Below are 12,177 nucleotides of genomic sequence, written 5' to 3'. Positions count from 1 at the left end.
TCGCCCGGCCACAGTCGGCGTTAACGCCAGGTACAACCGGAATTTGGGATGCCGATCACCTTCGTTGAGTAATGATAGGCGTAGTCGCCGTCGATCGCCTGGGTTCCTCCATTGCCGGCTTCCGGGCCGATAATATAGGTTTCCGACTTTGGAATACCGGCGTCGGCATAAGCGGCGATGTCCGTATCGGCATTACCGTAGGCTCGGACAATATCCAGTTCCACATCATTCAGCAGATAACGGATGTAGTTGGTTTTATATTCCTGGGTCTGAGGGTCTACCGGGTTCTCGGCGTTGCTGTCAGTGCGCAGGTGCCACTGAAACAATCCTTGAGTGTTGAACCATTGACGGGTGGTTTTGGCCATCCAGTACTGACGGCCTGTCAGGTAGATAATCTGGTAACCTTTTTCCTCGTAGTTCCAGACAACATCGGAGGCATATCCATGCATCTCGGCGGAGTCGATGCCCAGGTAATCTCCTACGGCTTCGAAGTCGTTTAGCGTCAGGGTCCCGTCGATATCAAACAATACCGCTTTACGGCCGGGTTGAACGACCGTCAGGTAACCGGTTGCCTCGGAATGATCTCCTTCGACAATCATTCTGACCCGATAGTCCCCTTCGGGCTTGTTGACATCCACATAGATTTTGCCGTCACTGTTGGTGCGGTACTCGCCAAGATACTCCCAGTCAGCCATACCGGTACCGTAGATGTAGACATGGATATCCTCGTCTTCCAGGTCTTTGTGAAAAACACTGGAGTAATCGAACTTTCCGACCATGGTGGTGGCAGTACCGGTTTTGACGATCTGATCATGCACCATATGAAAAGGACGGTGCCAGGACGATAACCATCTGTTGCCCCAGTGCCGAAAAGATTTCTGGTGAGGTTTCTGCAGGTTGGGAGTATTCGTCACACTGCCGTAATCCGGGCAATATTCCGCGACCGAGGTGCCGCTTAAGGTGACGGCGATCAGCCCGCAGGCTGCTATGGTAAGTGCTTTGTTCATGGAAGGTATCCTTGCCTGTTTTTATAGGTTGTATTGGCTAGGGTCTGTAGACACTTTGTTTGGTGCTCGTGTTGAGTCTGAGAGCAGACCCTAAGGAAACACTGATATTTCCCTGATCAATTTAATCTCGTTCAGCCAATAGAATATGTGAAACGAGCCAGATTTTGATGGTTGGGTATGAAAATTAGATGAACAGGCAGAGATGAGTAAAAGAGATGAGTAGATACGGGAGAGGCTAAGTGAGTACGAAAGAGGATATGGCGGACATCCGTGCAGGTTGACCGCCATAATGGTGAAAGAATGGCCTCAGGTAGAAGCCATCTTGGAAAAGATCCAGTAACCGGCTTCATCGCTGTCCATGGCGCGAATGGCTTTCATTTCCTCAGGGCTCCAGAGTTCGGATACGATATCTTCTGCCAGATTACAGGTGCAGGAAACCAGGTGCACTGTCAGGGCTTGGGCCATGTGATGACGCTGTTTTCCTCGGTTGCCGCTCAGACGCTTGAATATACTGCGCACACCTTCTTCTGCAGTGGTCAGGGCGCTTCCCAGTAACGGCACAGATTCTTCACCTTTTCGACGCATCTTGCGCTTTTTCTGCTGGATAATGTAAGGCAGCACGACACTAAGGAGGTACTTGTGCTGCTGATTGTCACCGTCGCAGAATTTAACGCCCCGCTGCAGCTGTATCTTTTCCAGATTGCGGATATGATCCAGTGTTTTGCAGAACGATACTCCAGCGGCCACGGAGCTTCCCAAAGCAACGGCACCGGCAGTTGCAACTGCCCCAATACCTGTGGCCGACAAGGCAACGGCGCCACCGGTTGCTGCACTATAGGCCAGGGTTGTGAAGCCTGTGTTGGTGGCCGTGCTGAATGCGGCGGATCCTGTTGAGACCAGGCCTTTGCCTACAGCTTTGGCCATCCCCCAGTCCCCATGAGCATGATCACAACGGTGAACGCTTTTCACGTGTCCCCAGTTATGCATATCAACACTAGATCTGTCGAACCATTCCCTGTCGACGTGGTTATAGGCATTGTACACTTTGTCACCGAGTCCCATTAATACCTCCGGGTGTGGTGATTTAGAATTGTCTATAGCTCAATGTCACTGTTTCCACAGGGATCCTGCAGTCGAGAGACGTGAATGGTTATAGTGTTCTTGGGTTGTAGCGTTTTTTAAATGCAAAAGCCTTCAATATAGTTGATTGATTGTCATGAAGTGTCCGCACCTTATAAAAGAGCGTAAACGCTTCACTCTGAGGTCGCCTTTGGGCCGATTGCCTGTTGTTTCATGCGACAGATTGCAAAAAAGACACTTAACTATCTGAGCTGCCTCGATTATGGTGTTTGTCCAGCAGGGCATCCAAAACCACAGCCTTGCCAGTGAAATAGCTGACATCAACCGACATCAATATTATCTATCTGCCCGGGTCATTCTTCCCGGCAGTACAACCGAACTTATATTGGAAAAAATTCCCGATACATGACTGTCGTTCGGCCGTTCAAGCGGTCTTGTCGGTCATGCGGTTTCAGGTAAGGAGAACTTATGCGGTTGTTAACGGCGGGCCTGGTTATTGTCGTTCAGGCTATGTCTTTTCAGGTGTTGGCTCAGCAAGGTCAGTGGGAGGGGGAAACGGAACTGGGTGTACTGGTGACTTCCGGCAATACAAAGCAGACCAATGTCAAAGGACGTCTGGCGCTGAAATATGATAACGCTCCCTGGCGGAACAGTATTGATGCCCGTGTCATCTATACAGAGTCTGATAACAGCACCACTGCTGAGAAATATCGCGCGCAATTGAAAACCGACTACAAATACACGGAAAGGAAATATTGGTTTATACAGGAATCATACGCCAACGAGCGTTTTTCCGGGTATGATTTTGAAGTGTCTGCCACTACTGGGATGGGATATCGCCTGTGGCAGTATGGTGAACGCTCTGTGCTGGATGTTTCTGCCGGTGGCGGATACAAATTCAGTAAGCTGGAAGAGAAGCAGGAAGAAACGGGTAGCCGTAATGCTCACGAAGCGATCGCCCGGCTTGCCGGGCAGTTGGATGTGGAACTCTCGGATACCGCATTGTTTCGACAGAAAGTCAGTTCTGAAATGGGGCTGGAGGAAAATGATGTGGTGGCAGAGTCAGAGTCTTCAGTTCAGTCACAAATCATGGAAGGGCTGTCGATGAAGATATCCTTTTACGTTAAGCATCGCAGTGATCCACCTTTCGGTGCGGAACGAACCGATACGGAGACTTCTCTGTCGTTGTTGTACACTTTCTTGTAGTGATTTGTTTATCGTTACCCGAAGATAAACGCTAATATTTTGGGCGGGTTTGATTTATGCCTGGCTGCAAATGACTCTGCATGCCACTTAATTCCGCTTTAGTTGCCCGTTAGGAGTCAGGTGTCTCAGACAAGGACCATATCTATGTATCAACTGAAGATTATTGGCAATGGCGAAGCGTTCTCCGCCACGAACTTCAATACCTGTTTTCTGTTCAATACGCTTCGGGGGGCAATATTGATTGACTGTGGTTACCAGGTCCCACCACGACTCTGGCAAGCCGGTCACCATGAGGAGATAGAACTGATCCTGCTGACTCACTTCCACGCGGATCATGCCTTCGGTGTTGTCCCCCTTCTGGTCCGGTATCTGGAAGAAAAGAGAACCCGTCCATTGCACATATGGGGTCCCGTCGGAGTCGAGGAGTATGTCTCCGGGATACTTCAGATGGGATATCCTAACGTATCAAAGTACTTCCAGTTCCCCATTGAGTATCAGGAATTTCAGGAGGATGTTCCGGATCGAAAGGAATTTGGCGATATCGCTATTTGCAGTGCCCCCAGTGTTCACTCTATTACCAACCTTGTGTATCGCCTGGACTTTGCATCAGGCTCTATTTCTGTGTCTGGAGATGGTAAGCTCACTGACGAGGCCAGGAGCATGATCCGTGGAGTGAAAATACATTTTCAGGAGACCTATGAAATGGAAGACCGGATTCCCAGTCATTGCTCCTTCGAGGAAGTTCTGGCACTTGTCGACTCGCACCTGTGTGAGTCAGTAGGAATAACGCATATTGCGCCCGCCACGCCATCGAGTCCATGAGTGAACATTATCTGGACCTGGTGGACCGGGGGAGAGTGCCGGAAAAGCGCTTGTTTATGACATACCCCGGGCAGGAGTTTGTATTTAGCTAGGCTCTGATGACACAGAAGAAGATGACCTCGCGGCATAAGCACCCTGCCAGATGAGGTCCAACTTCTTCACCATGGTCGTGGAGAACTCCTGGCGAAAGTCTGTGGAACCATTTGAAAGGTCCAATATGTCAACGGTGGCATCTGCCACGGTTGTCACGATCAACTGACACATGACATCCAGATCCTGACTGCTGATACCGGCCAGTAAGGATGTCTGGCGAATATCCGAGGCCAGTTCATTGGCGAAAAATTTCAGTTCGTTGCGAATCGCGTTGCGCAAGGCCAGTGTCCCGGCAGTCCGGCATTGGGACATGAAGGCAAAGTGATTACGGTGCTGCAGTACAAAATCTATGTAGACATCGATCGATTGCAGCATCTGTTCCTGAGGTGAGCGGTCGGGTTGCCTGGCAGCTCTCATCAATTTTCGCAGCAGCATTCCAAGCTCGTCTGCCAGATTGAGGCCGAGTTCTTCCATATCACTGAAATGCCGGTAGAAAGAGGTGGGGACGACCCCGGCGGACTTGGTCACTTCCCGAAGACTGATACTCGACAGACTTTCCCCTTTTCCAACCAGATCCAATGCGGCATCCATCAAGGATTTTCTGGTCTGTTGTTTTTTTTCATCCCGACTCATTACCCGAGTCTCTTTTGGTAAAGCGCTATTGGTTTGTTTTTGTGTGTTCATTTGTTTACTGAAACTTCTATCGTGCCAATCTCAGCCCAACGTTAATACAGCTGGGATATTATTAGAATTATAGTAAAAGTAAGATATTTGTCACATGTTTGCCGAAAAATAGCTGATTTATTTCAGTGTGCAAGTGTTGACTGAAAGAGATAGATCACGTAGCTTTGTGTACACGTGTTCACTGAAACTGACTTTGAAGATGGCAATCATGACGACCTTCCTTACGGCAACATTCCATCATGCGTTAAGTTCACTTACCTCCCGGCTCTCTCCACTGTTTAGGATTATCGGTGGGGGAGCAAGAGAGGTTGGTGAAAGGTTTTGGCAGTCTTCTGGTTGTTTACAGAACTGGATAGAAATGACTCTCTGTGAGATTGATCCATTGTTCAGTCGTCAACGAATGGCAGCTGAAGTCATAGCGGTCTTGGATGAGACGGCGCAGGTTAAAACTTTCGTTATCCGTCCGCCGTCTCGCTGGAAGGGATTTATTGAGGGGCAGCACATTCCCGTTGAGGTCGAGGTCAACGGTGTGCGAATGAGGCGATTTTATTCTATCTCTTCAACACAGCAGAGGTACCTGCGCGAGGGGGTGATCACAATTACCGTGAAGCACCAGGAGCATGGGAGGGTGTCCGGGTTTCTCCATGAGCGTGTGAGGACAGGGGGAATTCTCTATATCGGGGAGGCCTCTGGATCTTTCACCCTCAATCACAGCAATCCCCCTGGTGACATTGTCTTTATAGCGGCGGGAAGTGGTATTACCCCCATCATATCGATCATCGAAAGTCTGGGAGAGCGTCAACCAGGTCTGGCAATGACGCTGATTTATTACGTTAGAAATTCAGGGCAGGTCATTTTCAGAGAACGTCTGGAACTATTATCAGAAAGATGTCACCGGCTGAATATACATCTTCACTTTACGGCTGAGGAAGGGCGTGCCAGCCGTGATCAGCTCTTGCGGGACTCCCCGAATATCACAGCCTCTGCGGTATATTTATGTGGACCTCAGCTATTTATGCAAAGAGTGATTCAGGAGCTTAAGGCTTCGGGAAGCAGCTCGCCTGATATTCGCCAGGAACATTTTGGTGGTCCGTTTCTCGCTGAACGAACACCGCTTCCGGCAATGGATAAGGTGACGGCCAAAGTGCATCTGCAGCAGTCTGGCCGGGAGATCGAAAGCCAGGGGGGGCAATCATTGCTGGAGATTGCGGAATCCCATGGACTGCAGCCGAAATTTGGGTGCCGCAGTGGTGTGTGTCATGAGTGTACCTGTGTCAAAACCGGAGGTCAGGTGATTAATCGCCTGACGGGCGAACTGGTGCCGGAAGAGCAGGAATTTGTACAGGCCTGTATCTCAATCCCTGTCGGGGCAGTGACTATCGAAAACTGGTAATCGCGATGCTGGTTATCACGAGATAAGCGGAGATAAAGCAATGATGAAGACAACAACACCGGCCCGTTCGTTAAGTGCCGAGCAATTGGAGAGCCTGGGACGTTTACTGGACCAGGTACGGCAGGATGTCCTGGGGGATTTGGGGCAAAAGGATGCTGACTACATCAGAGGAATTATCCGTAAGCAGCAGATGGCAGAGATACTGGGGCGGGTGTTAATTCACTTCAGCCTGACACCTGTCAGTTGGCTAATCGGTGTGGGGCTTTTGTCGACAGCAAAAATCCTGGAAAACATGGAGATTGGTCACAATATCATGCACGGTCAGTATGACTGGATGAATGATCCCAAGCTCTTTTCGCAGACCTACGAATGGGACACCATCTGCGATGGTGATTCCTGGCGTAAAACCCATAACTTTGAGCACCATACTTACACGAATATTCTGGGGATGGATCGTGATTATGGTTATGGGCTGTTGCGTTTGACCAATACAACTCCCTGGCGACCAAAACATCTGTTTCAGTTCATCAATTACTTCTTCCTGTCTTTATTGTTTGACTGGGGAGTGGGGCTGCATGAGTTGGAAGTGGAAAAAATCCGTTCCGGAAAAACCCGGTTACGCGACAAGTGGCCTTTTCTGAAACGTTTCTTCAGGAAGGCGCGCAATCAGGTCCTCAAAGATTATGTGCTGTTTCCACTACTGGCTGGCCCTATGGCTTTAAAAGTGTTGCTTGGCAATTTGATGGCTAACCTCATTCGTAATCTATGGGCTTCCACCATTATTTTCTGTGGCCACTTCACAGAGGGGGCTCAAACTTTCCGTAAACAGGATTATGAAAATGAAAGTCGTGGCATGTGGTATTACCGGCAATTATTGGGATCGAGTAACTTTACCGGCTCCCGGTGGCTGCACATTATGAGTGGGCACCTCAGTTTTCAGATTGAGCATCATCTGTTTCCCGACATCCCTGCACATCGTTATCGGGAAATAGCGCCCAGGGTAAGGCAAATCTGCGTGGCTCACGGGGTGCCATACAACACCGGAGGTTTTTGGCGCCAATGGTCGACTGTTGTGGCCAGGATCTGGCGATACTCACTGCCGGATTCCCTGTTCTCTGAACCTCGCGGACTTCCCCGGGCCGGTTAATCAGTCCTATGGCCCTGGGGGAAACTTCAGGGTCATTTTTCAATTTCTGCTATTGCCGCCTGCCCACTCGATTTTCCGTATTGAATCTTGTTAATCCAGACGTTTGGATGCTGCTGACATAACCAGTCTGCCGGCCCTGTCGAGGATAGTGCCAGGTGTTGTGGGTGTTAACGCCAGTCAGTCGATGGCCATCCGAAACTCCTGGAAACTCACAAGAAATCCGGGTTAAATCAATACACGAAATACTTTTTGACGTAACTATTGGCATTAATGAAAAGACCCGGTGGCATTCATAAATAGATCCGCTGGCATTCATAAATAGATCCGGTTGATTGGTCAACCGGGCTAAAAAAGTTACCCTGATAACCTAAACCGCCATAGTTGGGCAATGCCCTTCAGGGCCGCGCACGAGAGTCTTACATTCATCAAGACAACGGCAGGATGATCATGACATGGGGAAGCTTTAAAAAACCGGGACAATGGCAGAAAGCCGACGGCACCGAGCGCAGGGTCGGTGTTGAGGTAGAAATGTCCGGTATCGAGCTGGTGACAATTGCCGAAGAAGTGGTCGAGCAATTTGGCGGTACTCTCAATAAACGATCGCCTTATGAGTACGATGTTGAAGGCACTGCATTCGGAAAATTCAAGGTTGAACTGGATTTTGGATACCTGACCAAATATGGGCGCGAGAGACTGTCTCCGGGGATGGATAAAGCTGGAGAGCTGGAGTTGATTGCTTCCGATGCTCTGGGGGCTCTGGCCAAGAATATTGTTCCCTGTGAACTGGTTGCTCCACCTATTGAAATCAGTCAGTTGCATGAACTTGATACCTTGATGGAGCGTTTGCGACTGGCTGGGGCTCAAGGCACCCGGGAAAGTGCCTTGTTTGCCTTTGGTGTACACCTTAACCCCGAGCTTCCTGATCTGCACTGCCAGACAATTCTAAGATATCTCAGAGCCTTTCTTTGCCTGTTTGACTGGTTGGTGGAAAAAGAGGAAGTGGTATTGAGCCGGAAACTGTCTCCCTTCATTCGGGCGTTTTCCAGTGAGTATACTGAATTGGTGCTGGATCATCATTATGCGCCTAAGATTACCGAACTGATTGATGATTATCTGGAGTTCAATCCAACCCGAAACCGGGTGATGGATATGTTGCCGCTATTTGCCTATCTTGATGAAGAGAGAGTCATAAACACCATAGGAAGTCAGAAGCTACGAAAGCGTCCGACACTTCACTACCGGTTGCCCAATTCCGATGTGGATAATCCTCAGTGGGGTATCTGGCGGTGTTGGAATGATTGGTGGCAGGTGGAGGAACTGGCCAATGACCCGGTCCGTCTGAAGCAAGTTTGTGAAGGGTATTTTTACAATCATAAGCTGTTGTCCAAAGAGATCATGACCCCCTGGAAGGAAAAAGTAAAAACATGGCTGATCGTCCCGACATAGGTGTTACCGGCCCGGATGATAAGTATCCTATTTCCTGGTGGGCGACGCGTATGGCAGTCGCATTGGCGGGAGGCAATGCTGTCCGTCTCACACCCGATACCTATCGGGAGCATAAGAAAGAGCGCTTCAGAGGTATTATTATCGGTGGTGGCAGTGATATCGATCCGACGCTCTATGGAGGCGAGGATAACGGACTGAGCAAAATTGATAAGCCCAGAGATGATTTTGAAATAGAAATGATTGAGCATGCATTGGAAACCCATTTGCCGATCATGGGGATATGTCGTGGTGCTCAATTGATTAACGTTGTCCTGGGGGGAAACCTGCATCCGGATATCAGACCGCTACGAAGCCTGACATCCAACCGTCGCACACCTTTTCCATCCAAAACGGCTATTTGCACGGATATCGGTAAAGTTCATGCCTCGATCAAAACAGAGAAGTGGCGTATTAACAGTCTGCACCATCAGGCCGTTGATGAACTGGGGCGCGGGTTAAGAGTGGTGGCCCGTGATATGGACGATTTTGTGCAGGCGATAGAATCAGACCTGCATCCCTATTTGGTCGGCGTTCAATGGCACCCGGAATATCTGCAATACATCGGCAGGCAACGTCGCTTGTTTCAACGTCTGATTGATGAGGCTATGGGTTCACGAGCGGAAGTGCTCTATAGCTGAAGTTCAAAACATGGCGATGAAGGGCCGAAAACGTGTTTGATTATCTGTTAATTTTTTTCAGTGCCTTCCTGGCAGCGACTCTGTTGCCATTTTATTCAGAAGTGCTGGTGGTGGCCCAACTTCTGAAAGAGCCGGAAGCCTGGTTTCTGATCTGGTTTGTTGCCTCTATGGGAAATACACTGGGGGCAGCAGTCAACTGGGTCATGGGCCGTTATCTGTTGCACTTCCAGAAGCGGAAATGGTTTCCCTTTAAAGAAAATCAACTCCATAAAGCCCAAAGTTGGTTCCAAAAATATGGCGTCTGGTCTTTGCTGATGGCCTGGGCACCAGTAGGAGGCGACGCACTGACGTTTATTGCTGGTATCATGAGAGTCAAGTTCTGGCTGTTTTTCCTGTTAACCTTTACCGGCAAAGCTGTGCGATATGCAGTGGTGATTTACTTTACGACAGTGACTCTATACTAGGACTAGGTTTTCGGGTTGGTTTGGCCGATGAGGTTCAGTGGTATAGTGGGGTTTCCAGAGAGCATTCTTGGTTCACTACTCCGTTGCAATACAAGTATCCAGGTTTTCCGGCGTGCAGTAATGGTACCCAAGGTGGAATAATTCTTTGTCCGGCTTTTCAGCATACTTGATATATCGATACAACAATTCGGTACCCTGACGGCCCATTTCAAAAGGTCTTTGACCGATATTGACGGTGGAAAGCCCTTCGGCCAAAGCATCCAATTGTAAGGGCTCAGTGTCCGCTGAAATGATGACCACCTCATCGGCAGCAATACGTGATTTAAATCGCTGCATACGCCCGATATATTTCTCTGAGAACTGGGCAAATCCAGCCACGGCAATAATGACTGGAGGTGGATCATAAGCCGTGATCATTTGTTCCAGTTGAAATATTGCAGTATCTCTTTTGCCTTCGGAGTAGAGCGGACAACGGCTGTTTTCTTTCCAACCGTTAACATTGTCGAGTGGCGCGACTGTTTCGCCGCCACTTAATGCGAGTCGGACGCCTTTAATTCGTTCATTCAAATTGGGAGTTGTATGGTGTCCGCTTTGAATGCAAAAACTGGTGAGCTCCTCTTTGCGCTTATATCGATGGGCATAATTTCCCAATGCTTTTCCGAAATCGATATTGTTGGTCCCGACATACGCCAGGCGGTATTGGCTATGCTCGGGTAGCAGATCAGAATCAAACATGACGGTTGGAATGGATTTTGATTTTGCTTTGACAAGCGCTTCTTTTACCAGGTGCTCAGAGTCCGTTGTCGATATCAGCAGGCCATCGACTCCCTCGGCGATAATCCTCTGCACCACTTTCGCCTGGGATCTGGGGTCCTGGTAATCTGCCGGGCCATCGTAGAGGCAGGAAACTTCAGGATGTGATTTCGCAAAATGCAGGCAGCCGTTGTGTGAGGATACGTAGAAGCTGTCATTCTTGGTTTTACCAATGACGGCAATGCGAATGGAGGCTTGCGCCACACTGGCGAAAGCCAGAAACAGGATAATCACAACTCTGATTTGATTAGTCATTACACGACAACAGCTATTTCCGTGAATTCTGGCAGGTATTACCTTCGACAAACTTAGTTTAGGTTAATTTCTCCATCATTGCTGGAAGGATATTAAGGTGGTGTAAGGATGTGCCTGCGTGGCTGCACATCCATTCAGTTATTTCAGTGTCTTTTTCAGGTCAAGGCAATTCCTGACCGGCGGAGGCCTCATAGATCTGGTACCAGTCTTCCCTGGACATTTTCATGGCTTCAGCGGCAACAGCGCTTTCAATTCGTTGGAGAGAGCCGCTACCAATAATTGGCATAATATTGGCGGGATGTTGCAGTAACCAGGAAAGGGCCACCTGATCCAGATGGGCTCCGCCCATATTCTTTCCGACCTCTTCCAATGCGGTACGCACATGGGATGCCCTGGTGGTGGTATCACTGAACAGGCGACCACCCGCGAGACTGGACCATGCCATCGGGCAGCGTCCCAGTTGCTGGGCCTGGTCGAGAGTTCCGTCCGTCAGTGGCGGCAAATGAAGGACAGAGACTTCCACCTGATTGGTGACTAAAGGAAACTCAAGCCTGGACTGGAGCAGATCAAACTGGCGTGGTGTAAAGTTGGACACGCCGAAATGCTTTACTTTCCCGCTGGTGTGCAGCGTAGTGAAGGCCTCGGCAACTTCATCGGCATTCATCAGTGGATCAGGACGATGAATCAGCAGAGCATCAAGATAATCTGTGTGCATCACGCGAAGGCTGTTTTCCGCCGAACGGATAATGTGATCTTTGGTGGTGTTATAGGATTTGGACTGATGATTCGGCCGGTTAGGGGAGACCAGTTGAATACCGCACTTTGTGACCAGCTCCATTTTTTCCCTGAGCTTTGGGGCCTGTTTCAGGGCCTGCCCGAATAACGATTCGCAGGTATAATCACCATAGATGTCTGCATGGTCATGGGTGGTAATGCCTTTGCTCAGACAATCTTCAATGCGCTGCTGAATATCTGCGGCAGACAGGTTCCAATCGGCCAGTCTCCACCAGCCATAAATGAATCGGGAAAAAGTTGGGCCGTTATGACATACGGGAATTCTTTGCATAGTCGAGCTTCCGTTTCTGCAGTT

General features: G+C 49.3%; 12 protein-coding genes. 7 read left to right on the top strand and 5 right to left on the bottom strand.

What is annotated here, in order from left to right:
• Window positions 1–20 precede the first annotated feature (20 nt).
• Entirely contained in the window at window positions 21–1,007 is a 987-nt protein-coding gene (locus F566_RS0121665; RefSeq protein WP_020409133.1) for a lipin/Ned1/Smp2 family protein, read from the bottom strand.
• Window positions 1,008–1,313: 306 nt separating this feature from the next.
• On the bottom strand, window positions 1,314–2,069 hold the full coding sequence (locus tag F566_RS0121660; RefSeq protein WP_020409132.1) for a hypothetical protein: 756 nt from the start codon (window positions 2,067–2,069) through the stop codon (window positions 1,314–1,316).
• A gap of 486 nt (window positions 2,070–2,555) precedes the next feature.
• Between F566_RS0121660 and F566_RS0121650 the strand changes: the two genes are divergently transcribed.
• Window positions 2,556–3,293 carry a DUF481 domain-containing protein gene (locus F566_RS0121650; RefSeq protein ID WP_020409130.1) on the top strand — a complete coding sequence of 246 codons (738 nt, stop codon included), beginning with the start codon at window positions 2,556–2,558 and terminating at the stop codon, window positions 3,291–3,293.
• A 144-nt stretch (window positions 3,294–3,437) separates the two neighbouring features.
• Complete coding sequence (locus F566_RS34960) at window positions 3,438–4,115, top strand: MBL fold metallo-hydrolase (protein ID WP_020409129.1); 678 nt, start codon at window positions 3,438–3,440, stop codon at window positions 4,113–4,115.
• 84 nt (window positions 4,116–4,199) lie between these two features.
• On the opposite strand, the gene fabR is transcribed toward F566_RS34960, so the two are convergent.
• The gene (gene fabR, locus F566_RS33725) at window positions 4,200–4,892 is read right to left on the bottom strand and encodes an HTH-type transcriptional repressor FabR (RefSeq protein WP_083921151.1); all 693 of its coding nucleotides are present in this window, start codon (window positions 4,890–4,892) and stop codon (window positions 4,200–4,202) included.
• A gap of 208 nt (window positions 4,893–5,100) precedes the next feature.
• Here fabR and F566_RS0121635 point away from each other — a divergent pair, with 208 nt between their 5' ends.
• The 5 genes from F566_RS0121635 (at window position 5,101) to F566_RS0121615 (ending at window position 10,019) form a co-directional block, all read left to right on the top strand.
• Window positions 5,101–6,285 carry a flavin reductase family protein gene (locus tag F566_RS0121635; protein ID WP_169334457.1) on the top strand — a complete coding sequence of 395 codons (1,185 nt, stop codon included), beginning with the start codon at window positions 5,101–5,103 and terminating at the stop codon, window positions 6,283–6,285.
• Window positions 6,286–6,325: 40 nt separating this feature from the next.
• On the top strand, window positions 6,326–7,432 hold the full coding sequence (locus F566_RS0121630) for a fatty acid desaturase family protein (RefSeq protein WP_020409125.1): 1,107 nt from the start codon (window positions 6,326–6,328) through the stop codon (window positions 7,430–7,432).
• Between the two features lie 447 nt (window positions 7,433–7,879).
• A complete protein-coding gene (locus tag F566_RS0121625) occupies window positions 7,880–8,878 on the top strand; it encodes an amidoligase family protein (protein WP_020409124.1) in 999 nt (332 codons plus the stop codon).
• Entirely contained in the window at window positions 8,857–9,555 is a 699-nt protein-coding gene (locus F566_RS0121620; protein ID WP_020409123.1) for a gamma-glutamyl-gamma-aminobutyrate hydrolase family protein, read from the top strand. Before F566_RS0121625 ends, F566_RS0121620 begins: the two co-directional genes overlap by 22 nt.
• Window positions 9,556–9,587: 32 nt before the next feature.
• Window positions 9,588–10,019 (top strand): YqaA family protein, encoded by a 432-nt coding sequence (locus F566_RS0121615; RefSeq protein ID WP_020409122.1) that lies wholly within the window; start codon window positions 9,588–9,590, stop codon window positions 10,017–10,019.
• A 75-nt stretch (window positions 10,020–10,094) separates the two neighbouring features.
• Here F566_RS0121615 and F566_RS0121610 read toward each other — a convergent pair whose 3' ends face one another.
• Together F566_RS0121610 and F566_RS0121605 are read right to left on the bottom strand one after the other, a co-directional pair.
• On the bottom strand, window positions 10,095–11,087 hold the full coding sequence (locus F566_RS0121610; RefSeq protein WP_020409121.1) for a substrate-binding domain-containing protein: 993 nt from the start codon (window positions 11,085–11,087) through the stop codon (window positions 10,095–10,097).
• A 160-nt stretch (window positions 11,088–11,247) separates the two neighbouring features.
• Window positions 11,248–12,153: an aldo/keto reductase gene (locus tag F566_RS0121605; RefSeq protein ID WP_020409120.1), complete on the bottom strand. Its 906-nt coding sequence runs from the start codon at window positions 12,151–12,153 to the stop codon at window positions 11,248–11,250.
• Window positions 12,154–12,177: the final 24 nt, after the last annotated feature.

The organism is Hahella ganghwensis DSM 17046 (assembly GCF_000376785.1).
In the GTDB taxonomy this organism is placed as follows: Bacteria; Pseudomonadota; Gammaproteobacteria; order Pseudomonadales; family Oleiphilaceae; genus Hahella; species Hahella ganghwensis.
This window is presented reverse-complemented; position numbering and strand designations above follow the sequence as displayed.

Coding starts and splice junctions, on each gene's coding strand:
- F566_RS0121625 (WP_020409124.1), top strand. CDS start 7,880: ATGACATGGGGAAGCTTTAAAAAACCGGGACAATGGCAGAAAGCCGAC.
- F566_RS0121665 (WP_020409133.1), bottom strand. CDS start 1,007: ATGAACAAAGCACTTACCATAGCAGCCTGCGGGCTGATCGCCGTCACC.
- F566_RS0121620 (WP_020409123.1), top strand. CDS start 8,857: ATGGCTGATCGTCCCGACATAGGTGTTACCGGCCCGGATGATAAGTAT.
- F566_RS0121630 (WP_020409125.1), top strand. CDS start 6,326: ATGATGAAGACAACAACACCGGCCCGTTCGTTAAGTGCCGAGCAATTG.
- F566_RS0121605 (WP_020409120.1), bottom strand. CDS start 12,153: ATGCAAAGAATTCCCGTATGTCATAACGGCCCAACTTTTTCCCGATTC.
- F566_RS0121635 (WP_169334457.1), top strand. CDS start 5,101: ATGACGACCTTCCTTACGGCAACATTCCATCATGCGTTAAGTTCACTT.
- F566_RS0121610 (WP_020409121.1), bottom strand. CDS start 11,087: ATGACTAATCAAATCAGAGTTGTGATTATCCTGTTTCTGGCTTTCGCC.
- fabR (WP_083921151.1), bottom strand. CDS start 4,892: ATGAACACACAAAAACAAACCAATAGCGCTTTACCAAAAGAGACTCGG.
- F566_RS0121650 (WP_020409130.1), top strand. CDS start 2,556: ATGCGGTTGTTAACGGCGGGCCTGGTTATTGTCGTTCAGGCTATGTCT.
- F566_RS0121660 (WP_020409132.1), bottom strand. CDS start 2,069: ATGGGACTCGGTGACAAAGTGTACAATGCCTATAACCACGTCGACAGG.
- F566_RS34960 (WP_020409129.1), top strand. CDS start 3,438: ATGTATCAACTGAAGATTATTGGCAATGGCGAAGCGTTCTCCGCCACG.